The organism is Burkholderia sp. WP42 (genome assembly GCF_000745665.1).
Classification (GTDB): Bacteria; Pseudomonadota; Gammaproteobacteria; order Burkholderiales; family Burkholderiaceae; genus Burkholderia; species Burkholderia vietnamiensis.
Genome location: NZ_JQJT01000036.1, coordinates 20,465 through 42,760, shown reverse-complemented (window position 1 = coordinate 42,760; position 22,296 = coordinate 20,465). Strand labels below are relative to the sequence as shown.

18 protein-coding genes are annotated in these 22,296 nt (G+C 58.0%); 17 read left to right on the top strand and 1 reads right to left on the bottom strand.

Features of this window, described 5'->3' with window-relative positions; translation table 11 throughout:
* The first annotated feature begins 214 nt into the window (after positions 1–214).
* Positions 215–1,267 carry a GlxA family transcriptional regulator gene (locus EX20_RS21040; RefSeq protein WP_011880589.1) on the top strand — a complete coding sequence of 351 codons (1,053 nt, stop codon included), beginning with the start codon at positions 215–217 and terminating at the stop codon, positions 1,265–1,267.
* Positions 1,268–1,355: 88 nt separating this feature from the next.
* On the opposite strand, the gene EX20_RS21035 is transcribed toward EX20_RS21040, so the two are convergent.
* On the bottom strand, positions 1,356–1,817 hold the full coding sequence (locus EX20_RS21035; RefSeq protein ID WP_011880588.1) for a GDP-mannose mannosyl hydrolase: 462 nt from the start codon (positions 1,815–1,817) through the stop codon (positions 1,356–1,358).
* A gap of 146 nt (positions 1,818–1,963) precedes the next feature.
* Between EX20_RS21035 and EX20_RS32065 the strand changes: the two genes are divergently transcribed.
* The 16 genes from EX20_RS32065 to EX20_RS20960 all read left to right on the top strand — a co-directional run bounded on the left by EX20_RS32065 (position 1,964) and on the right by EX20_RS20960 (position 22,246).
* On the top strand, positions 1,964–2,299 hold the full coding sequence (locus EX20_RS32065; RefSeq protein WP_124260117.1) for a hypothetical protein: 336 nt from the start codon (positions 1,964–1,966) through the stop codon (positions 2,297–2,299).
* Positions 2,300–2,607: 308 nt separating this feature from the next.
* On the top strand, positions 2,608–2,865 hold the full coding sequence (locus tag EX20_RS21030) for a hypothetical protein (RefSeq protein ID WP_011880586.1): 258 nt from the start codon (positions 2,608–2,610) through the stop codon (positions 2,863–2,865).
* Positions 2,866–3,479: 614 nt separating this feature from the next.
* A complete protein-coding gene (locus tag EX20_RS21025) occupies positions 3,480–4,442 on the top strand; it encodes a GlxA family transcriptional regulator (protein ID WP_034194603.1) in 963 nt (320 codons plus the stop codon).
* 92 nt (positions 4,443–4,534) lie between these two features.
* The gene (locus EX20_RS21020) at positions 4,535–6,052 is read left to right on the top strand and encodes a mannose-1-phosphate guanylyltransferase/mannose-6-phosphate isomerase (protein WP_034194627.1); all 1,518 of its coding nucleotides are present in this window, start codon (positions 4,535–4,537) and stop codon (positions 6,050–6,052) included.
* A 45-nt stretch (positions 6,053–6,097) separates the two neighbouring features.
* Positions 6,098–7,477, top strand: coding sequence for an undecaprenyl-phosphate glucose phosphotransferase (locus EX20_RS21015; protein WP_034194602.1), 1,380 nt, complete (start codon positions 6,098–6,100; stop codon positions 7,475–7,477).
* Positions 7,478–7,588: 111 nt separating this feature from the next.
* A complete protein-coding gene (locus tag EX20_RS21010) occupies positions 7,589–8,758 on the top strand; it encodes a polysaccharide biosynthesis/export family protein (protein WP_374702174.1) in 1,170 nt (389 codons plus the stop codon).
* A 121-nt stretch (positions 8,759–8,879) separates the two neighbouring features.
* Positions 8,880–9,998 carry a GDP-mannose 4,6-dehydratase gene (gmd, locus tag EX20_RS21005; protein WP_034194601.1) on the top strand — a complete coding sequence of 373 codons (1,119 nt, stop codon included), beginning with the start codon at positions 8,880–8,882 and terminating at the stop codon, positions 9,996–9,998.
* 5 nt (positions 9,999–10,003) lie between these two features.
* Positions 10,004–10,981 (top strand): GDP-L-fucose synthase family protein, encoded by a 978-nt coding sequence (locus EX20_RS21000; protein ID WP_034194600.1) that lies wholly within the window; start codon positions 10,004–10,006, stop codon positions 10,979–10,981.
* Between the two features lie 38 nt (positions 10,982–11,019).
* Entirely contained in the window at positions 11,020–11,520 is a 501-nt protein-coding gene (locus EX20_RS20995; RefSeq protein ID WP_051974456.1) for a low molecular weight protein-tyrosine-phosphatase, read from the top strand.
* Between the two features lie 59 nt (positions 11,521–11,579).
* A complete protein-coding gene (locus EX20_RS20990) occupies positions 11,580–13,814 on the top strand; it encodes a polysaccharide biosynthesis tyrosine autokinase (protein ID WP_051974455.1) in 2,235 nt (744 codons plus the stop codon).
* A gap of 53 nt (positions 13,815–13,867) precedes the next feature.
* Positions 13,868–15,178, top strand: coding sequence for a lipopolysaccharide biosynthesis protein (locus EX20_RS20985; RefSeq protein WP_072465552.1), 1,311 nt, complete (start codon positions 13,868–13,870; stop codon positions 15,176–15,178).
* Entirely contained in the window at positions 15,153–16,295 is a 1,143-nt protein-coding gene (locus tag EX20_RS20980) for a glycosyltransferase (RefSeq protein WP_072465551.1), read from the top strand. The genes EX20_RS20985 and EX20_RS20980 overlap by 26 nt, the downstream gene beginning before the upstream one ends.
* Positions 16,292–17,527 carry a polysaccharide pyruvyl transferase family protein gene (locus EX20_RS31060; protein WP_072465550.1) on the top strand — a complete coding sequence of 412 codons (1,236 nt, stop codon included), beginning with the start codon at positions 16,292–16,294 and terminating at the stop codon, positions 17,525–17,527. Before EX20_RS20980 ends, EX20_RS31060 begins: the two co-directional genes overlap by 4 nt.
* A 53-nt stretch (positions 17,528–17,580) precedes the next feature.
* Positions 17,581–18,735, top strand: coding sequence for a glycosyltransferase (locus EX20_RS31055; RefSeq protein ID WP_034194622.1), 1,155 nt, complete (start codon positions 17,581–17,583; stop codon positions 18,733–18,735).
* A gap of 24 nt (positions 18,736–18,759) precedes the next feature.
* Positions 18,760–20,118 (top strand): O-antigen polymerase, encoded by a 1,359-nt coding sequence (locus EX20_RS20965; RefSeq protein WP_034194597.1) that lies wholly within the window; start codon positions 18,760–18,762, stop codon positions 20,116–20,118.
* Between the two features lie 112 nt (positions 20,119–20,230).
* The gene (locus tag EX20_RS20960; protein WP_034194596.1) at positions 20,231–22,246 is read left to right on the top strand and encodes a hypothetical protein; all 2,016 of its coding nucleotides are present in this window, start codon (positions 20,231–20,233) and stop codon (positions 22,244–22,246) included.
* Positions 22,247–22,296: the final 50 nt, after the last annotated feature.

The window sequence follows — 22,296 nt, the reverse complement described above, 5'->3', positions numbered from 1 at the left end:
AAAAATATTAAGGCAATGACCTGGATCAAGGGAGGTCAATTCCGCGGCGGTCGGCGTGATTGATTTTCTTGATTACCAACAAATAATTGGTAACGGATCGCCGTCTTGATTGATTCCGTCAACAATGAGGCGAGATCGGACACTGACGGAACGGCGGCGTATTTGCCGCATATGATGCGCTGCAGAAAATGCAAAAAATTGTTAAAGGGCCGAGATGATGCTGACAGTGCCGAATGTAATTACAACGGGGTCGCGAGTGAGCGGGGATCGGGGTCGAACTATCGGTCGTCGACGTGACAGCGTAATCATTCTGTTGCTCGACGGTTTTTCCATTATGCAAATGGGCAGGCTGGCTGCAGTATTCGAACTCGCCAATCGGCTCGAGCGCGTCAATGCGTCGTTTGAGGACCGTTATGAATTGCGGCTTCACTCGAGTCATGGCGGCGCCGTGCGCTCGTCGTCGGGCGTGCAGATCTGGACCGACGCGCCGCGTCCGCTCGATACGAGCAGCGTGCAAGCGATGTTCGTGCTGGGCGGGCAGGGGCGGGTGAACGGGCTCGACGAGCCGTTCATCGGCTGGCTGCATCATGCGCATCAGCGTGCGCGCGTGGTCAAGGGGGACGGCGCCGGCGTCGAAATGCTGAGCGCGATCCGGTTGAACCAGAAGACTCCCGAGACCGTGCCGCCCGCGCTGCAGGCGTCGTTGGCGGTGTGCAATCCGGGCGAAGCCGAGCAGAGCAGCGATGGCGACGAGGGCATGTTCGCCGCTGCGTTGTCGATCGTCGTGCGCGATGCCGGCTACGAGATCGCGCAGGAAATCGTCGCCTGCATGATGCCGGGCGCGAGCCGCAAGTTCGCGAGCGTGTTGTTCGGCGCGCAGGAGGCGCGCGCCAGCGAATTGATTCGTGCTGCCGCGCTTCATCTGCGCGCGAACAGCGCAAATCGCATCTCGATCGCCAATGCCGCTCAGGCGGCGGCGATGAGCGAGCGGAATTTTCTGCGGCGCTTCAAGAACGAGATCGGCGTGACGCCCACCGAGTTCGTGCTGCGAGTGCGGCTCGAGAAGGCATGCTGCATGCTGGTCGAAACCGACTTGCCGGCCGACAAGGTCGCGCGCCGTGTCGGTCTCGGCAGCGGAGACCGTCTCGCGAAGCTGTTCCGACAGCATCTGTCGATGTCGCCGACCGAGTATCGCGCGGCCGCTCGGGACCGCATGATCGCGTCCGCGGACGGCGTCGAATGGCGCAACGGCACGTTCCGCCGCTGAAACGCAGCGTCGCATTCGCCGTGGGTGTGATGGCCGGCGTCTTGCTGGCCGATTCGGGAATGTGCGCACGCGTGGCTCGGGGCGGTGTTCAGCGCGCGGGCGCGAAGTAGGCCTGCGTGTTCGGATGGATCGACCGGTCGGCGGCAATCTCGTCGGCAGTCGCCCATCGGTACGCGGTGTGCTGCGCGTTCGGAAGCGATACGAGGTTCAGATTGCCGCGCAGCTTGTATCCCATCACGACGTAATGTGTCGTGATGTCCGGTGCACCGCCGAAGTTGTCTTCATAGAGATGATCGTAGATGCCGACCAGCTCCGCGTCGGCGCGCTCGAGATCGCTGCATCCGAGTTCATCGCGCGCAATCCGTCGAAATGCATCGTCGAGGCGTTCGTTCTTGTGAATGCGTCCGCCAGGCACGAACCAGAAGCCCTGAGCGGGACGGTTGGTGCGATGGCCGAGCAGGTATGCGCCGTCCTCGTTCGAGATGATCAGGTCGATCGCAACGAGCGGCGTTGCGTCGACGATGCGCAAGAAGGTATCGAGCGGCAACATGGCGGAGAGGCTCCATGAAGTTTGTGGGAATGTGCCGGCGTCGGATCGCGATGGCGTTTGCGTCGGTCTGTGAATCGGTGTGCCGATTTCGTAGACCCACAATGCCGCGGAGTTGTCGCCGACGGTGTTCATCATCATTGCCCGGCATGATCGCGCTCGTCGGTCAAAACCTCGAAGCATTCCGCCAATTGGCGCTCGCAAATCGGCGCGTTATCGCGATGTCGTTGGCGTCGAGCGTGCGGCGCGCATCGACACAATTGCATTCGGCCATGATCGTGGCGGCAGCCGCCATCTCGATTCCGAACGATCGTTTCGGCGCTAGTCTTTGGTCTGGCCTTTCGAGGAGACGCGTTCACCCCGGAACCTCCTCGGAACTTCACCTGCGCGCGTCGCGCGCGCAGGTCTTTTTATTCAGCACGGGTCGAGCTGCAGGTGCGGCGCATGTCTTTGCCGCCGCTCGACTCGCCGACGCCACGCGATGATGCGTGCCGCCTCTATCGAAGGCGGCGATGCAGCAAGCGCCAATCTCCAGAACCTCACTCTTGCCGAACCCGACGGCACCGTGCGCTGCGCTCGACGCGTCCGTCGCGTAGCACGGCATTCACGCACGACCGCGCAAAAAACGGCTGGCGCGCTCACTAACCTTCATCTACGTCAAACGCGATCGTCAATGGCGGAATCGAGGGGAAGAATGTCATGTGCGGCATGTTGCACCGCAATGTACGCTAGCAGTAGCGAATCGCGCATCGGTTGAGCTGCGCGACTTCACCGATAACTTGGCATTGCGGATATGAACGTCGCTCTCCTGATCTTCTCGAGAATCTGCTTCGTGTGGATTCTGGTCTACCTCGTGTTCAGCGTGACATCTGGCCTGTGGGCCGGTGCCCGACATGGACGTGCGATGCTGCTGCTCGAGTTTCGGCCGCGGCGGGCCCGTGGTTCGCGTGAAGTGGCGCGCGCTCGCGTATTGAAGAGAATGGCGCTCTCGGCCGTGTTCGCGCTGCCGATCGGTGTCGCGGCCCTCATCGCCGGCATAGCGCTCACATAAACGCTCGTTGAAGCGGTAAGTGATGCGCGCGACGCCGCTCATATGCGACAGCACGGGCACGCGAGACCAAACGCGGTGTTCGGTTGCCTGGCGGAATCTGCCTACTGCGGCCGCGGCCGTACGCGTGGCCGAATACGCCGTATCGATGCGGCACATGCACGAGTGACACCGATTGCATGTTGCCGTCGAATCGCATGCGTTTGCCACATCGATGTGAAGGCATCGGACCATCCCGTCGCCGTGAGCCGCATCGCATTCGCATATGGCCTGGATCGATGGGGAACCTGCGAAGCGGTGCGTGAAGTGCGCGTTGGCGCGTGCTGTCGTCACATCGCAGTGCTACTCGATTCGACGCATTCGGAAGCGGCGATTCCCGCATCTCGCTCGTCATGCATCTTTCTCCAGCACACGTGCTTCATTTCGCTGCTACACGGTAGTCAGAAAACGCCAATTTCTGGCCGATCAGGGAATTCCCGCAGGCTAATCCGACGACTGTTTGTTCTGATCGGCCAGCGTTTAAACGCCACTCGGCGCCGTCGGTATGATGCATCGCAACGGAGTCAAATTACCGAGCCGGACCGAAGTCGATTGGAAGGGATGTTCGAGAGTACGCCATGACGCACACGAATGTCGCTCATTCGGTAGATGAAGCGGAAGGAGATGTTGGAGGGAGACGGTCGCGCAAGAGTCGGGAAATCGGCGTTGTCGTATTCGAGGGATTCTCGTTGCTTGCAGCGGCTGCGGTATGCGAGGTGTTCGAGGCAGCCAATGAGATCTATGCGCCTCAAGCGGCCTCGCTTCCGCTGTATGACGTTCGGTTCTATTCGTCGCGAGGTGGAAACGTCGTGTGGTCGTCGGCCGTCAGCGTACGCACGTTTGCTTGCGATGCGGCGTTGGCCGATACCTTCGACGCGGTGTTCGTCGCCGGTGGAGAAGGTGCGCGGCGCGCTGCGCGTGACGCGCGGGTGATCGATTGGCTGAGGGTCGTCGTGCCGAAGGCCGGCATGGTCGAGACCATCAGCGAAGGCAGGATGTTGATCGACGCCGCGCGAAGCGGTGCGCACGGGGCCGATGCAGTCGTCGTCGATTACGACGGTTACGGGCCGGCTCGCGCAGCGTTGTCGCTGGTCGAGCGCGATCTCGGCGGCGATGCGGTGCGAGCGATCGCGTCGCGGCTCGCGCTGAACGACGCGCTGGTTGCGGCAGAGCATGACGACGCGCGCCACGGTGTGCCCGTCGAGCGGGTACGGGCGGCAGCGGACTGGTTGCGCAGGAACTGCGATCGGTCGATATCGGTTAGCGACGCGGTGCGGGTTGCGGCAATGAGCGAACGGAACTTCCTGCGGCATTTCAAGCAGGAGATCGGAACGACACCGTCCGAGTTTCTGCTGCAGGTGCGCCTGGAGCGCACGGTGCAGCTGCTGATGGAGACCGACATGCCGATCGGCACGATCGCTCGGCAATGCGGGTGGGGAAACGGTGATCGCCTGGCGAAGATTTTCCGGCGGCACCTGGATGTGACGCCCTCGCAATATCGGTTGCAGGCTCGCTCGAACGAGGACGTGCGACCGATTTAGCAAACACGGGATGTGCCGCGGCGACGGGACGGTGCACATCTTCTCGGATTTTCGAATCGAATCATTGCCCTAAGAGAATAGGAGTGCAGATCATGTCGGCATTCACCGAGACAGCACACGACGAAACGGGATCGGTCGATCCCGACCGCGGCGACGCAGTGCGGGCGAAGGTTCGAGTCGCGCCGGTCATTCTCGCGGGTGGATCGGGGTCGCGCTTGTGGCCCATGTCGCGCGAGCAATATCCGAAACAGCTGATCGGCGTGCTGGGTGCCGACTCGCTGCTGCAGGCGACGGTTCAGCGCATGGCCGGCTTTACAGCCGGCGAGAGCGAAGTGTCGGCGCCGATCGTCGTATGCGGCGATGAACACCGCTTCGTCACGGCGGAGCAGCTTCGTGCGAGCGGGCTCGCCGCAAGCATCGTCGTCGAGCCCGCGCGGCGCGATACGGCACCTGCACTGACGCTCGCCGCAGCCGTGGCGCATGCCGATGGCCAGGACGCGATCGTCGTCGCGATGCCGGCCGATCACGCCATTGCCGATACTCCGGCGTTTCACCGTGCGATCGCATTGGCGGTCGAGCATGCACGGCGCGGTGCGATTGCGACGCTGGGCGTGCCGCCCACGCGTCCAGATACCGGTTTCGGCTACATCAAGCTCGGCGAAGCGCTCGACGGCGGCGCGCATCGCATCGAGCGATTCGTCGAGAAACCGGCTGCCGAACTCGCCGCGCAGTATGTCGAGTCGCGCGCGTACTGGTGGAACAGCGGGATCTTCGTCGTGCGTGCGAGCGTGTGGCTCGACACGTTGCGTGCGCTGCAGCCGGACATGCACGCGGCCTGCCTCACTGCGTACGTGCAAGGCAAGACCGACGGCCCGTTCTTCCGCCCGCATGAGCAAGCCTTCCTGCAGTCGCCGGCGGATTCGATCGACTATGCCGTGATGGAGCGCCTGGCGTCCACGGCGGTCGGGGCGGAGGGCGTGGTCGTGCCGCTCGATGCGGGTTGGTCGGATCTCGGCTCGTGGGACGCCGTGTGGGAGGCGCTCGACAAGGACGCCGACGGCAACGTCGGTCGCGGCAAGGTCGTATTCGAGGGCGCGACGTCGAGCTTCGTTCATTCGGAAGGGCGCCTCGTCGCATGCGTGGGTGTGACCAATGCGGTGGTCGTCGAAACGGCGGATGCCGTGCTCGTGGCGGATCGCTCGCGTGTGCAGGATGTGAAGGGCCTCGTGAGCCGCATTCGCGCGCAGCAGGCGCCGGAGGCCGACGCGCACCGCAAGGTGCGGCGCCCGTGGGGCTACTACGACTCGATCGATCACGGCGCACGCTTCCAGGTCAAGCGCATCGTCGTGCATCCCGGCGGCCGGCTGTCGCTTCAGCTACACCATCACCGCGCCGAACACTGGATCGTCGTGAGTGGGACTGCGCTCGTCACGCGCGGCGACGAGCAATTCATGCTCGGCGAGAACCAGTCCACCTTCATTCCGCTGGGCGTGACGCATCGTCTCGAGAACCCGGGCAAGTTGCCGCTCGAGCTCATCGAAGTGCAATCGGGATCGTATCTCGGCGAAGACGACATCGTGCGGTTCGATGACACGTATGGGCGTGCGTGATGCGCCGATTCGGCTGTATTCGTTGACATCAGACGGGAGATTGAAATGTTCGGTCTGCAAGGAATGATGGCTCGACTCGTCGATATCGCGGTGATCGTCGCCGGCTCGTTGCTGGCGTCGCAATTTCGCTATCAGACGGTTTCTGAATCGCACTTCGACAGCGCGCTGGTGACGTTCTCGATCGCCTTTGCACTCGTGCTGTTTCCGGCGTTCGGCGTGTATGAATCGTGGCGTGGGCGCTCGATGCTCAGGCTGAGCGGAAAGATCTCGCTCGCGTGGTTCGCCGTGCAGGCGTGCGGCATCGTGCTGATGTTCTCGCTGCATCGATCGGACGTGATCTCGCGGTTGTGGTTCGTCTACTGGACCGCGATGACCGGGAGTGCGTTGATCGCGTCGCGCATCGGCACGCATCTGTTCCTGCGCAGCGTCCGCCACGCGGGCATCAACCTGCGTCGTGTTGCCGTGGTGGGGCATGCGCAGCATTGCCAGCAGGTGATTCGCAACATCGAGGAGTCGCCGGCGAGCGGGTTTCGCCCGGCTGCGGTGTTCGATCTACAGCCGGTCGTCGCGGGTGTTTCGCCTCGAGTGCCGGTATTCACGGAGCTCGACGAGTTCGCGAAGTTCGTGCGCGAGACCGGTGTGCAGGAAATCTGGCTGGCGCTGCCCTTGTCGGAGGAGACGACGATCCTGCGGTTCGTCAATGCGTTCGGCGACGACCTGGTGAACATCCGCTTCATTCCCGACGTGCGCAGCGTCGCGCTGTTCGACGGCGCAATGGTCGACCTTATGGGGGCGCCGGCGATCAATCTCGTGGCATCGCCGCTGCCGCGCCAGGCGATGTGGAAGAAGGAACTGTTCGATCGCCTGTTTGCAGCCGTTGCATTGATCGGGCTGCTGCCGGTGATGGTGATGATCGCGATCGCGGTGAAGTTGTCGTCGCGCGGGCCGGTGTTCTTCAAGCAGTACCGCAAGGGGGCCGATGGACGAGAGTTCCAGATCCTCAAGTTCAGGACGATGCGCGTGCACGTCGAGCAGGCCGGCGTGGTCACGCAGGCGACGAAGACCGATTCGCGCATCACGCGGGTGGGGCGCTTCCTCAGAAAGACCAGTCTCGACGAGTTGCCGCAATTCCTCAACGTGCTGCGCGGCGAGATGTCGGTGGTCGGGCCGCGGCCGCACGCGATCGAGCACGACCGGCTGTATCAGAAGGTCGTCGACGGCTACATCCATCGCTATCGGATCAAGCCCGGCATCACCGGATGGGCACAGGTGAACGGGTATCGCGGGGAAACCGATCGGCTCGAGAAGATGCAGAAGCGGGTGGAGTACGACCTTTATTACCTGCGGAACTGGTCGTTCGCGCTGGATATGCGGATCGTGTTGGCGACGGTGGCGAAGGGGTTGGTCAATGCGAATGCTTATTGAGCGGATACAGCCGACCCTGCTCAACCATATGGTTTCGGCATTTTTGGCGCACGCAGCGCGGCAGCGTGCGCCTATGGGAAACGGATGCAACTTGGGGAAATTGTTTTGATGATGTCGACAGTACGCTCGGAGCGTGAAATATTCCCGTACGTGTTCGGCCGCCTGCCGAGCACAATACTGGTCGCCGCATGCGCTGCGTTGTCAGCGTGCTCGTTCGCGCCGGGAATGCGTATGCAATCGCCTGCGTCGATTCCCGTTAGTGCAGCCGACAACCAGCACCAAAGTGTGCGGGCCGAGGTACCCATAACCGAAATCACAGTCGATCTGATCAAGCAGATCAAGGATCAACGTCGGGTGATAGGTAAACCCGAATATGCCGCCCTTTTTTCGAAACCGACACCGTATGTAATCGGTCCGGGAGACGTGCTGCAAATCACGGTTTGGGATCATCCGGAACTGGTTGAATCACAGGGTCCTCAGCTCTCTGCGCCAAACTCGCGACCATTCGATCCGGCACCTGGCCATCTGGTCGATCAGAATGGTGACATTCAGTTTCCGTATATCGGCAAACTGCACGTCGCATCCCTTCAACCGGACGAGGCTCAAAAAAGACTGACAGCTCGGCTGTCAAACATGTACCGCGATCCGCAGGTGACGGTCAGGGTTGCATCGTTTCGGTCAAAGCAAGTCTATGTGGACGGGGAAGTTCATACGCCCGGCGCGGTTCCAGTCAACGACGTCCCAATGACACTGTATGAGGCTGTCACGCGCGCCGGAGGCTTCAATGCAACAGCTGACCAGAGCCGAATGGTGCTCGTTCGGGGCGCGCAATCCTATCCCATCAATCTGACGGCCATGCTCGCGCACGGGGACAATCCGGCGCACATCGTGTTGCGAGATGGAGACCTGCTCCGTGTGCTGCCGCGAGATCAGAACGGCGTCTATGTGATGGGAGAGGTAAATAAGCCGCTGACTGCGTTGCCGATGCGAGACGGCTCCTTGTCGCTCAGTGATGCGATTTCGCAAGCCGGCAGCATCAATGTCAATACGGCCGATGCTGCGCAAATGTATGTGATTCGTGGTGCGTTGAACGCCCAGCCGCATGTCTTCCATCTCGATGCACGGTCACCTGTCGCAATGGTTCTGGCCAACCAGTTCCAGCTTCAACCCAATGACGTCGTTTATGTCGACGGCAATGGCCTGGTTCGTCTGAACCGGGTTCTCAGCTTGCTGTTGCCCGCGGTTAACGCCGGGCTAACGGGGGCAGTGGTCACGAAGTAACAAAACTACCGCTGTGCGGGAGCGACCGGCGTGATGGCACGTCATCGCTCGAGCGGCTGTGAACGTGGCTGGGATATTCCGGCACCGCTGTAGTGGTGAATATTGTATGTGGAGCGAAAAAATGACACGTAAGGTTGCGCTGGTTACCGGTGTGACGGGACAGGACGGCTCGTATCTCGCGGAGCTCCTGCTGGAGAAGGGTTACGAAGTACACGGTATCAAACGGCGAGCATCGCTGTTTAATACGGACCGTATCGACCATCTGTACCAGGATCCGCATGTATCGGACCGCCGGTTCGTGCTGCATCACGGTGATCTCACCGATTCGACGAGCATCGTGCGGATCATTCAGCGCGTGCAGCCCGACGAAATTTATAACCTTGCTGCGCAAAGTCATGTGGCCGTGTCGTTCGAGGAGCCGGAGTACACGGCAAACGCAGATGGCATAGGAGCGCTCCGTGTTCTTGAGGCGATTCGCATCCTGTCGCTTCAGGAGAAGACACGGTTCTATCAGGCGTCGACTTCGGAACTCTATGGGCTTGTGCAGGAAATTCCGCAGCGGGAAACCACGCCCTTCTATCCGCGCAGCCCGTACGCCGTAGCGAAACTCTATGCCTACTGGATCACCGTGAACTACCGCGAGGCCTACGGCATATATGCGTGCAACGGAATTTTGTTTAATCACGAATCCCCGGTTCGCGGTGAGACTTTCGTCACGAGAAAGATAACGCGTGCGCTCGCGCGAATCGCCACCGGTCTGCAGGAGTGTCTGTATCTCGGCAATCTTTCAGCTATGCGCGACTGGGGGCATGCGCGTGACTATGTCGAGATGCAATGGTTGATGCTCCAGCAGGACACCGCGGAGGATTTCGTCATCGCAACGGGTATTCAGCATAGCGTCCGTCGATTCGTCGAGTGCGCGGCCCTCGAGCTCGGGATCACTCTTCGTTTTGACGGAACTGGTGCCGACGAGGTCGCGATTGTAGAAGCAGTTGAAAACAGTGAGGTCAAGGTCAAGCCCGGAGACGTGATCGTACGCGTTGATCCGCGCTACTTCCGTCCGACAGAGGTCGAAACCTTGCTCGGCGACGCAACGAATGCCAGGAAAAAGCTGGGATGGACTCCGAAGATTCCGTTCGAAAGCCTGGTAAGAGAAATGGTTCGCGCTGACTATCAGGCGGCGAAGCGAGACGCGTTGGTCAAGCTGGCAGGGTTCACGGCTTTCGCATACAACGAGTGACGAAAATGGGCGAACACATCAAGGTATTCGTCGCGGGCCATAACGGGATGGTCGGGCAAGCGATCATCCGGCGGCTGTCGGAAATCACGTCGTGCACGATCATTACGCGCACGCGGGCTGAACTCGACCTTGCCGATGCTGATGCGGTCGCGGCTTTTTTTCAGAGTCACGAGATCGATCAGGTGTATCTGGCTGCGGCAAAAGTGGGAGGGATATACGCAAATTCGGTATATCCAGCTGACTTCATTTACGACAACCTCATGATCGCGACGAACGTGATTCATAACGCATACAGGGCAAAGGTCGGTAGGCTCATGTTCTTCGGCTCGTCATGCATTTATCCGAAATTTTCAGAACAACCGATTCCTGAGCATGCTTTGCTATCCGGGTATCTCGAACCTACGAACGAACCCTACGCGATTGCAAAAATCGCTGGGTTGAAGCTGTGCGAAAGTTATAACCGACAGTACGGTACAGATTTCCGAAGCGTTATGCCGACCAACCTTTATGGCCCGGGCGACAACTACCATGCAGAAAACAGTCATGTCGTACCGGCCCTAATACGCAGGATGCACGAAGCCAAGATCACGGGAAGCGCTTCGGTCACGGTTTGGGGTAGTGGAAACCCGCGACGCGAATTGCTCTATGTCGATGACCTCGCGGCTGCAGCAGTAGCCATCATGCAAATTCCGGCCGAAGAGTGGAAGCAAAGGACACATTCGTCGAACGGACATGTCAACGTTGGCACTGGTGTGGATCTGTCGATTGCCGATCTGGCGCGAACGATCGCGCAAGTAGTGGGGTTCGACGGTGAGATCGAATTCGACAAGTCGAAACCTGATGGTACGCCGCGGAAGCTGCTCGATGTCGGTCAACTGCATTCGCTAGGAATTTGCGCGACGACGAAGTTGGAAGACGGACTATCGGCTGCGTACGCGGATTACCGGGCGAGATCGGCAAAGCCAGCAATGCTTCAGGCTTAACCGGCAGCGCTGCGCTGGATTTCTATCGGGAAGATTCGATGATTCGTTCGATTTTGGTTGTCTGCATAGGAAATATATGTCGGAGCCCAATGGCAGAAGCCATGCTCGCGAGCGCACTACCGGGTTGCATTGTGCAGTCCGCTGGGGTTGGCGCGCTGGTCGGCGCGCAGGCCGACCCTATCGCGAGGGAGCTGATGCGCGAGAAAGGGTTCGACATAGAGTGTCATCGTGCAAGGCAACTGCTGCGCTCGCATTGTATGCACGCCGATCTGGTGCTCGTGATGGACACAGAGCAGAAGCGCCATGTCGAAAGGCTTAACCCGCTTTCGAGGGGGAGGGTATTTCGCATGGGGGAGTTTGGGGACGTCGATATTCGAGATCCGTTCAGAGGCGGTCGCGATGCGTTCGTGTCGGCACTTGGTTCGATCGAACGAGGCGTGAGCGAATGGTCAAAGAGGATCGCAAGTTCCGGCCCGCGCACGATGGAGGCCGAGTCACAACAGGCGTTGGCGCAACTTGAAGTCCGGGGGGATCGGTAGAGGCAATGAAGGCGCCGATTCGTACATGTATCAGTAACTCACCTATTTGAATCAAGCCCATGCAAGAAGCAGATGAACTCCTGTCCAGGCAACGTGGTGCCTCCGTCGACGAAGGCACCAGTCTCGGCGAGCATTTGGCCGCACTGCTGGAGTATAGGAACTTGATTCTCGCGTTTTCGCTCGCTGCGGCATTGCTTGGCGCCGTATACGCGTTGATCACGAAGCCGACCTACGAGTCGAACATCCTGGTCCAGGTGGAAGAGAATGGCAATTCGATCGGGTCCGCCTTGGGCGATCTGGCGAGTATGTTCGAACTGAAGACGGCTGCTACCACCGAGATTGAAATTCTTCGATCGCGGATGATTCTTGGCCCCACTGTCGACACTGTGCACCTGGATATCGACGCAAAGCCGATGTATTTCCCGTTGGTAGGGCGCTTCCTCGCGTCCAGGCTTCCTGTTCCGCTTGATGGATCTCCACGGTTGAACTTGCGATCCTTCGCGTGGGGAGGTGAGGCGATCGAGGTCACGAAGATGGAGGTGCCGTCACAGTACAACGGCGCTATCTGGACGCTGACGGTGCTGGAGAACGGTAAGTTCAATCTGCGCTCGCCCGACGATGAAGTCGCAATCGACAATTGCGACGTTGGCAGAGAATGTCGCGCAACGGCACGTGGCGGTGCGGTCGTACTTGTGGTTTCGCGATTGATAGGCCGGCTCGGGACGAGATTCCAGCTTGTACATTCGAAGCGGCTTGACGTTATCACGCGGCTTCAGAAGTCTCTCAACATCTCCGAACAAGGCAAGGATTCGGGCATCATCAGTACAGTCTGGCGCAGCGACGATCCTCATAAAACGCAAGCTGTTCTCAACGAGATTGCCCGACGCTATGTAAAGCAAAACGTCGACAGGAAGTCTGCCGAAGCCGACAACATGATTCGATTTTTGGATCGTCAATTGCCCGGGCTGAAGGACAACCTGACGAAGGCGGAAACGAAGTACAACACCTACCGGACGAAAAATACCATCGTCGATCTGCCCGTCGAAGGACAGACGTTGCTGAATCAGATTGTGCAGGCGGAGGTTCAGAAGAGTCAGCTCGTGCTTCAGCGGGACCAGTTGCTTCAGCGCTTCACGTCACGACATCCGAACGTTGACGCGGTCAACAGACAGCTCGATACCGTCAACGCACAAATCGCCGGTTTCAATCAACGATTGAAGGCGATCCCGGCGAGCGAGCAGGATGCCATTGGCCTTGCGCGGGATGCAATGGTCGCTCAGGAAATCTATACGACATTGCTCAACAACGTCGAACAACTTCGAGTGCTAAAGGCAGGAAAGACTGGAAATGTCCGCCTTCTGGACGAAGCGGAACTCATTACGGTGCCCGTGTGGCCGCGCCCAGGCTTGATTGTGCTCGTGGCTACGACACTGGGCGTGTTTCTCGGGCTGCTCACCGCTTTTGCGCTCAAGGCGCTGCGTAGCGGAATCGAGGATCCCGCAGAGGTCGAAGACAAGTTCGGGCTTCCGGTTTATGCGACGATTCCTCATAGTGATCAGCAGTCGACGTTCGGTCGAATCGAACGCTCGGGGGCGAACGATACCCCTTTGCTTGCCATGGCCTCACCTCATGACCTCGCCGTCGAGGCAATCCGCAGCTTGCGTACTGCTCTACAGTTTGCGCAATTTGACGCCAGTAACAATATCGTCATGTTAACTGGGCCAGCGCCCGGGGTTGGCAAATCATTTATCGCGATTAACCTTGCCGCGCTAATGGCAAATACCGGCAAGCGCGTTCTGTTGATCGACTGTGACCTCCGCCGCGGCTACTTGCACCGCTACGTCGGTGCGGCGCGCGGCCGTGGATTGACGGAGCTGATCCGATCGGGTGGCGATGCCGAAGAATTCATTCAGCGGGACGTGATCGTGAATGGCTTGGACTTCATGTCAACTGGAGAACTGCCGCCAAATGCGGCCGAGCTGCTGTTGCATCCCAACTTCGAACAGGTATTGAAACACTTGGCGTCACGATATGACAACGTGATTGTCGACACGCCACCAGTGCTGGCGGTAACGGACCCGGCCATTGTCGGTCGTTATGCTGGCGTGACGTTGCTCGTGTTGCGCTTCGGTGCGAACCCGCCTCGCGAGGTCGAGATGGCGATTAAGCAATTGCGCCAGGGTGGCGGCACGCTGAAAGGAGTGATCTTTAACGATCTGCCGCTGAACACCGCAGGTTATGCATACGGAAAGTACAAGTACGCATATCAGTACGAGTACGCGCCACGGCAATGACATCTATACCGCGCATGGAGGACACACCGTGCGCGGCAACTCCCGGGTTCACCATGTCGGCACAACGCATCATCAAGGCATTCATTGCTCACGGTCTCGGGCAAGCCGTAAGCGTATTCGCACAGATCGTATCCGTTCCGCTGTTTTTGTCGGTGTGGGGCGCGGCGAAATACGGTGAATGGATTCTCATTTCGACAATTCCCACCTACCTCGCGTTGAGCGATCTCGGTTTGTCTACTGTTGCTGCAAACGAGATGGACCAGCGTGCGGCTATCGGGGATCACCGACGGCTTCAGGTCATTTACCGGACACTCTCGGCAACCATTGGATTGTTTGTACTTTCGGTACTGATCGTGTCGGGCGTGGCGTGGTGGGTGTTGGGCGCAGGCACGCACGTATTTCAGTACATGTCTGAGAATGAGGTCAGATTCGTCGCGTTGATTCTGATCTGCGACGTATGCCTAAGCGTAATGTATGGTCCACAGACGGCCGCATTGCGAAGCGCAAATTGCTATGCCTTATCGGTTGGCATTCTTAATATGACGCGTTTTGGGGCCTTGGCGTTCGGCCTGGTCGCTCTGACTGTGTTCAAAACACCGATTGCGGTTGCCATCGGAATGCTCATCGCGCGCGTCATTGGGTTCGGCGTCCAGCACCTGGTAAAGAGCCACCATTGCCCTTGGGCCACGCTATTTCCATTGACGATCGACTGGGCGTGGCTCAGGAAATCGTTGATCCCGTCGTTGGCCTTTCTCGGGTTCCCGCTGAGTAACGGCCTGAACTTTCAGGGAATCCTGTGGGTGATCGGGACCGCACTAGGACCGGCCCAGGTTACAACGTTCTCTACCATGCGAACGTTGACTCGCGTTGCGGTCCAGATGATGAATCTGCTGTCGAATTCGGTCTGGTCGGAAGTGTCGAAGCTTTTTGCGGTTGGCAGAAAGGGTGACGTCACACGTATTAAGCTCAGGCTGACTGTCGTTACGCTCGCTGTCGCTGGTGTACTCGGCATCGGCATGAGTGAATTTGGTGAACGATTTTATGCGGCGTGGACCGGAAAGCACGTTGTATTCGACACCACGTTGTTCAATGTCCTGTTGCTATCAATGGTCGCCAATTCCCTCTGGCAATCGGCTTCCATATTCGTCATCGCAATCAACCGCCATATTCGATTCGCATTCGCTTATTTGTCTGCAGCGAGCGTTGCGATCATCGTCGGCTTGTTCGCTGTTCGCCACGGAGGACTTGTATCTGTTGCTGTGTGTCTGCTGGGGCTCGATGTTTTCCTAGTCGTCTTCGGTGAATGCGAAGTATTTCGAGAGTATCGCGAGAAGCACTATGAAGGTTCTGTTCTTGATCGGTAGCGTCGGCGATTACCACACCGCACGGCTGAGTGATGCCGCGCGCCGTCTGGCAGAATTCAACGTCGAATTTAGCGCACTAGTGATGAATCACAAATCGGCAGACTATTTGCATCGCGATCCGCAGCGCGATGTGCTCAATCCGGCCGGCACGAATTGGCGCTATATGACGAAGGACGGCAAGCGACGAAGGCAGCCGATGATTTTGGCACGTCTGTTTGCGGAAGTCGTCAGGGAGAAGCCCGATCTCATCGTGACCATTGGCTATAACTTTTCGTACTCCGTGGTCGGATTGATCTACCGATGGATGACTGGGCGCACGCGGATCGTATTTTGTGCGGACAGCAAGTTCGATGATGGTACACGCTGTCCGAGCCGAGAAATGGTCAAGGCATGGATCGCGAGCCTGTACGATGGTGCCATCGTGGCGGGGCGCCGACAGCGCGTCTATTTTGAATTTCTGGGAATTCCAGCCCAGCACATTCTCGTAGGGTATGACGTTGTCGACAACGACAGGTTTATGACCTCGGCAGCAGCAGCGCGTATGCAGGGCGCGGAGTTTCGCCGGCGAATGGGACTGCCGGAAAAGTACATCATCTGCGTGTCGCGACTGATTGCGCGCAAGCGCGTCGACAAGGCGATCGATGCATATGCGCGTTCGCGAGCGAGGGAGAACGGTGTTTCGTTACTCGTCATCGGCACGGGCGAACTGGAGTCATCGCTGCGAGAACGTTGCGTTCGTTTTGGCCTTGCGGATAACGTTGTATTCAAAGGGTTGGTGCCAAATCACGAGATGCCGATCTTCTTGGCGCTCGCCAGCTTTATGGTGCTTTTGAGCGACTATGACCAATGGGGCCTGTGCTTGAACGAGGCGCTGGCGTGTGGGACGCCCGTCCTGTGTAGCGATAGCTGTGGGGCGGCGCACGAACTGGTGCGGCATGGCGAGAATGGATTCGTCACAGATGGAACAGATGCGGACATTGATCGCGGCATGGAGCTTCTGCTCGACGACGAAAAGCTCTCGGCTATCAAGCACAACTTCCCATGGAATCTGGGTGACTGGGATTTACGCCGGTTTTCCGACAATGTGTTGAACTTCGCGAACAGGTTCTCTAAATGAAAGTGAGTCATGTCGTTGTGGCCAATGTATTTGGTGCAGTGAACAAAGGCGATGCGGCGCTCATCGAAGTATGTATAGATGAGATTCTGGAGGCCTACCCGAACGCAGAGATCAGCGGAATCGCATATCAGCCGACCACGCAACGTGCCCATCTCCCGCGCGTGACGTGGCACGAGCGTCTCGGTAACTGCGTATCGGACAGCATATGGCGGCGTCGGCTGTGCAACGTCGTACGACAGGGCATTACGATTTGCTATGTATTCTTGCGACGACCATGGCTCCTCGGGCGACTGATCCCGGGAGAGCAGAGGCGTGCCATCGATGCACTCGGCAATGCCGACATCGTTGTCAGCTGCCCGGGCGGCTATCTCGAGGACTCCAATCCTTCGTATTACGCAAACCTGATACAGATATGGGCGGCCGCCAAATTCGGGGCGATTGTGGTTCTTGCGCCGCAAAGCGTCGGACCAATCCGCTCGCGGCGTGGACGATGGTTCGCCGCGAAAATACTCGCCAAGGCTTCCCTCATCTGTGTCAGGGAGAGTGAGTCATACCATTTCGTGGTCGAAGAGCTGGCATTGCCTGCAGCGCGTGTTGCAAGGACGGGCGACCTTGCTTTCTGGCATGCTCCCGCCGCAGCAGCAACCTCTGCAATGAGAGCAGAACTGGGGCTCGCTCAGAACGAACCATATATTGCGGTCTCGGTGATTCAGTGGGCATTTCCCCTCGCAACAGATCAGGCTCAGGCAAAAGAGCGATACGTGCGCAACATTTGCGAGTTGCTGCATCTGCTGTATGACACGCTCGGCGTCCGTATCGTGATCGTCAACCAGGTTGCGGCCGATCTGCCGGTAGGGCGCGAAATCGAATCGCGGTGCTCCGGGATCGCCATCCTTGATCAGAAGGACCGGCCGGTATCAGATGTGAGGAGCATCATCGCTGGTGCGTCGGTATTTCTGGGAAGCCGATTCCATTCATGCATTTTCGGACTGTTGGCAGGTCGGCCCCTGGTCGCGCTTTCCTACCTTCCGAAAACAAGCGGCATCATGAGCGATCTCGGTCTCAGTTCGCGCGTTCACGACATCGATGGCTTCGATGTCCATGAGGTGGCAGAAACCATGATCTCGGACTACCGAGCACCAACCAAGGGGCAGGCGGAGATTGTTCGGGCGGTCGAGCGCTATCGGAGCTTGTATCCGCGATTCGCAGATCTCTTGAGGGAGGCGGCGTGAGTAGGTCGACTGGCTATGGCTTCGAGCGGACCCTCGGTCCGCGGGTCGGATTTGTGACTGCCTCCGCGTCGAGAACCGGCGGCGGCCTGTTCGACGCGGTGCGAGGGCTCGCCCTTGCGCTTCCGTCGAATGGGTTTATACCGAGTGTCTTCGCGTTAAAAGATTCGAACACCGACAGCGACCGTTCGCATTGGCGCGACACGCATGTTTCAACACATGATGTAGTCGGGCCCGCAATGTTTGGTTACTCGCCGGCACTCCGTGCTTCGCTGTTGGCCTCGGGTTCACATGTTGTTCATACGCATGGTATCTGGATGCATCCCTCAGCTGATGTCGTTGCATGGCATCGGCGCCGGCGCAAGCCATACATTATTTCGCCACACGGGATGCTCGATAAATGGATCTTGAATCGATCTAAGTTCAAGAAGTGGCTTGCGCTGGCGGCTTATGAGCGGAACCATCTCACTCGAGCAGCAAGCTTTCACGCGCTCAATCTCGAGGAGGCGAACTCGATCCGGACCCTCGGGTTCAAGCAGCCGATTGCCGTCGTGCATAACGGCGTCACGATTCCTGAACTCGAAAATCCCGGGCTGCCGCCGTGGTGGAAAGGAGAACTGGCATCTCGGAAACTGCTGCTCTACTTTGGACGGCTTCACCCCAAAAAAGGGGTTGAGAATCTACTGGCGGCTTGGAAAGCTCACGTCGGAGAAGAACCGATCAACGCGCAGTGGAATTTGATTATCGGTGGTTGGGGAGATTCTTCATACATTGAACGATTGCGCGGTATGGTTCGCGAGGGCGTAAATGGTGATGGCGTCCATTTCGTCGGCCCCCAATTCGGCCAAGAGAAGGCAAAGACCTACGCGGCATGTGATTGTGTGATCCTGCCATCGTTTAGTGAAGGGTTGCCAATGGTCCCGCTTGAGGCTTGGTCGTTCCGAAAGCCGGTCGCGCTTACGCGTGAATGCAATTTATCGATTGGATTCGATCGATACTCGGCCTTCGAGATCTTCAATTCAGTCGACGGGCTACGAGCTTTTCTCGACGAACTCAGCGTCGTAGACACCGGCCGACTGGTGGCCATGGGAAATGCAGGGAGAGCGCTGGTCGAAGAACGCTTCACTTGGGACGTCGTCGCAGCGCAAATGGCCGATGTCTACGGTTGGCTGATGGGGTTACGTGACATGCCTTCATGCGTTATCGAATAAGGGCCCGACAGGCAAAGAGATGATATGGAAATCATAGGTTATATAGCCGTAATCAATCTATTGTGTTGGGGAGTTTGCTTCGCATTCGTCATGTCGATGCGGATGCCAATTTATCATCCCATATTTTTGTATTTGATTTATCACCTGCTGGGCTATGTGATTCGACCGATCAACATTTACATGATTGGAAAATCTCTCCTGTGGAACACCATCGGCTTGACGCCGTCGGACGGGACGCTATGGCTGACTTGCCTCAATATCAATTGCGCACTGCTTGCTGCGGTTATCCTGCCCGCGCTAGTCGAGCCGCGCAACCTCCGCGAATTACGGATTCCGCCGACGCGCCTCGTCATTAAAGACAAAGTGCGATTCTTCGCGGTTCTGTTGGTCCTAGTTGCGCTCGGATTGTATTCGACGCACGTTGCCTATGGTACGGCAGGTGTCGACTCGGTACAGTCATTTGAAGTGCAGGTCGATGCGAACGGCGGACAGCGTCTGGTAGGAGTGTCGGGCTATTTGATGGCTTTTGCGGAGTTCATTCCGGCCGCGTTACTGATTCTGATTCTCGCATATGGCGTGACACCTCCAATGGTGGCGGGCATTGGTGCATTCGTTCTGTTGCGTATCCTTGTTGGCGCCCAACGACTATCGTTCGTCATTGTCGTACTCAGTGCATTGACCATTGGCCTAATGCGACGTGGTCGCCGCACGTTCGCGATGAAGACGATCATCATCGGCGTATGCCTGATCCTCGTGTTTGACGTTGTGGGGTCCGACCGCTTGGCGGCCCGCAAGATTCTGACCGGAGACACCAGTATTTCCGAAATCATAGATCGCTACCAGAAGTCGCGAGCCGTCGGCGCAGGCACGAGTGATTTTCAGGAATTCGATGTTTCATCGGCGATTTACGAACTTGTTCCGGAGCGAACAGGGTTTAACTGGGGAACGCAGTACCTACGTCTGCTCGTCTGGCCGATTCCGCGCGCGATATGGCCTGATAAACCGACGACAACGCAGCGGATCAACCTTCTCCAATACGGAAATTTCTTCGCGCTGACGTGGTCGCTTCATGCAGATTTGTATTCGATATTCGGATTCCCGTCATTGGTCGGCGGTATGTTCCTGGTCGGGCTGTTCCTGTATAGACTCCATCATCGCGTCGTCTACACCGCAAACCCGATATTGTTTTCGTCGTATTGGGTTTTCAATGGCTATATTTCAACGCTGTTCCGAGATGGCGGTGTGCCTATGGCATATTTCTTCGGATTTTCGTTCGTTGCCATCTATCTACTCGTGAAGGCAGGAAAAATCAGGATGGCTCGCATCCAGGCGTCGTTGGATGCCGGACGCGTGGTTCCGCGCGCAGTTGGCTCGGTGGCGTGATCTCGTATGATCGACGTCAACGAGGAAGGCGTCGCGATTTCGGGTGAGCGACGATTTCCAGGAACGGAATGATTGCAATGACAGAGAGAACACGGTGAAACGATCGCGGCGAATGTTCCTGAAGCTCCTTGCAGCGGCGGCCGGCGCTGATGCGGTCCCGCACGCGGCCGCGGCTTCAGACCTAGGCACTCGCGCGTCTGTTCGGAACGTGATCGACGCCGCACAGTATGGAGTTTCGGCTGATGCATCTGCGGAACAGAACACCCGTGCACTCTTAAAGATCCGTGCGCGGATGCGCTCGGAAGGAACGGCATTTGACCTCATGTTGCCGGATGGTCGGCTCAATATCCTAACCGGCAGGTGGCTGCAAGGCGTTGCGGACGTACACGTCAAGGGCGGACGAAATACCCGTTTATGCAACGTCGGGACGTCGAATGCCACAACCGAATGCGTTCCGCTCATCATCAACCAGGACTATTTTCTCGACAACGCCGGGTCGATCCCGGGCTTCGGCGACTTCGTGAATGGGGACCGTATCGAGTCGGTGCCGGCCGGCACATTGCAGATCCGTTTGTCTAGCCCAGATGCGGGAACGAAATATCGGCCGGGGATGGCTGTATTGGTTTACGGATTCAACCAGGACTCGCAGGGGTATCCGCCTTCGATCCGATATTTCGAACGCAATATGATCACCAAAGTCGGTGCCGGCATCCTCGAACTAGCTGTACCGTTGCGAAATGCTTATGACACGCGGTGGGCGGATATCGTGCAAGACGCGGACGACCGAGGACTGACTGCAAAGGCCACCGGCGCCGCACGCGTCCTAAGTCTGAGTCGACCGGGTTTTCGTATCGCCAAGCGCGTCGTCCTCGATGATCTGGAATTTATATCGTCGCGTGAGCATCGGGATGATCGCGTCACTTCGCTCGACGGAAGCCTGTATGCGTTTTCTGCTGACGAGATTATATGCAACCGGGTTCGGGTCAACGGCTACTTCTATCCGTCCGCCAGTGGAACCATCATCGTTAACGACTCGTACATCCGTTTCGTCGAGAATGACAAGCTCGTTGACCGGATCGAATACAACCGCTGCCGGATAGGTTTTTTTTCGAACGGCCCTGCAGTCAACCGTATCGTCGTTAACGATTCAACAATAGAGGAACCGATTCCGATCATCAGTTGCCGAAATGTCGAGTTCAACGATGTCACATTTTTGGGGGCGCGGTCGCGAGCTAGTGCGTTCGTTACGTTGAGCTTTTCCACGCCAATGGAGTCCGTCGTCTTCAATCGCCCCAGGCTATATGCGTCGCAAAGTGGCGTTCTTCCCCTCACGACGGGCGGCGGAGTGCTCAGATTCAAAGTTACCGGTATGCGAGCTGGCGTCTTGTATACCGATTTTTCCGGTATCAACGATCCGGTGCCGCGCGCTTTGACGATAGGATCCATACTTCGAGACGAACGCGGTGAACCCCAATTCGACGTAACAGGAATATGGCTCGAGGATAGCCATACAGCCATCGGTGTTAAAGCACGACATCCTGCGGAAAGTGTGGAAATCAACCAGATCCTCCTTGCAAATATGTGCAAGCGTTTGACCATAACGGACCCCGTCGTCGTCGGGATGCGGCCTCGTGCCGACGCCCTGTTTTATAGTCCGCGCAGTAGTTCGAACGCGTTTGTCGATGTGGCCGTTCAGTTGAATGTGGACGATGCGCGGATTAACGATGCACATCATGACGACACTATGATCGCAGCCGGGTTCGATTTCAACGGCAGCACTGGTCTGCGACCGGACGACATTACGATTCACCGGCGGGCACGTCAGTTGATCGTCGAGATCGGCGATTCTCATGAATCGGTACAAGTGGGTTCTGATGTGATACTGGTCCTGACCGGATTCGATTACGTGGGGACTGCGGTGTGGCATAGCGCCATTGACATATCAACGCCAGGTACGAGGAAGATCAATGCACGCCAAACGCGGGGAATGCCGGGTGACCGGCTATCACCATTGCCGGATGTTCGAATCGCTAGATTGAGAGCCGTGTGCAATGTACGAGGGTCGGCCTTCGCGACCCACGTGGATATCAAGGTCTTGATGACTGACGAGGTAAATCGTGATCAATGAATCGACGGGCTTTCTCAACGCAGGCCGATTGGCAACAATGCTGTGTGCGG

Excerpts from the sequence above, each read along its gene's own strand:
- EX20_RS21040 (WP_011880589.1), top strand. The coding sequence starts at position 215 with ATGATGCTGACAGTGCCGAATGTAATTACAACGGGGTCGCGAGTGAGC.
- EX20_RS21035 (WP_011880588.1), bottom strand. The coding sequence starts at position 1,817 with ATGTTGCCGCTCGATACCTTCTTGCGCATCGTCGACGCAACGCCGCTC.
- EX20_RS32065 (WP_124260117.1), top strand. The coding sequence starts at position 1,964 with ATGATCGCGCTCGTCGGTCAAAACCTCGAAGCATTCCGCCAATTGGCG.
- EX20_RS21030 (WP_011880586.1), top strand. The coding sequence starts at position 2,608 with ATGAACGTCGCTCTCCTGATCTTCTCGAGAATCTGCTTCGTGTGGATT.
- EX20_RS21025 (WP_034194603.1), top strand. The coding sequence starts at position 3,480 with ATGACGCACACGAATGTCGCTCATTCGGTAGATGAAGCGGAAGGAGAT.
- EX20_RS21020 (WP_034194627.1), top strand. The coding sequence starts at position 4,535 with ATGTCGGCATTCACCGAGACAGCACACGACGAAACGGGATCGGTCGAT.
- EX20_RS21015 (WP_034194602.1), top strand. The coding sequence starts at position 6,098 with ATGTTCGGTCTGCAAGGAATGATGGCTCGACTCGTCGATATCGCGGTG.
- EX20_RS21010 (WP_374702174.1), top strand. The coding sequence starts at position 7,589 with ATGTCGACAGTACGCTCGGAGCGTGAAATATTCCCGTACGTGTTCGGC.
- gmd (WP_034194601.1), top strand. The coding sequence starts at position 8,880 with ATGACACGTAAGGTTGCGCTGGTTACCGGTGTGACGGGACAGGACGGC.
- EX20_RS21000 (WP_034194600.1), top strand. The coding sequence starts at position 10,004 with ATGGGCGAACACATCAAGGTATTCGTCGCGGGCCATAACGGGATGGTC.
- EX20_RS20995 (WP_051974456.1), top strand. The coding sequence starts at position 11,020 with ATGATTCGTTCGATTTTGGTTGTCTGCATAGGAAATATATGTCGGAGC.
- EX20_RS20990 (WP_051974455.1), top strand. The coding sequence starts at position 11,580 with ATGCAAGAAGCAGATGAACTCCTGTCCAGGCAACGTGGTGCCTCCGTC.
- EX20_RS20985 (WP_072465552.1), top strand. The coding sequence starts at position 13,868 with ATGTCGGCACAACGCATCATCAAGGCATTCATTGCTCACGGTCTCGGG.
- EX20_RS20980 (WP_072465551.1), top strand. The coding sequence starts at position 15,153 with ATGAAGGTTCTGTTCTTGATCGGTAGCGTCGGCGATTACCACACCGCA.
- EX20_RS31060 (WP_072465550.1), top strand. The coding sequence starts at position 16,292 with ATGAAAGTGAGTCATGTCGTTGTGGCCAATGTATTTGGTGCAGTGAAC.
- EX20_RS20965 (WP_034194597.1), top strand. The coding sequence starts at position 18,760 with ATGGAAATCATAGGTTATATAGCCGTAATCAATCTATTGTGTTGGGGA.
- EX20_RS20960 (WP_034194596.1), top strand. The coding sequence starts at position 20,231 with ATGTTCCTGAAGCTCCTTGCAGCGGCGGCCGGCGCTGATGCGGTCCCG.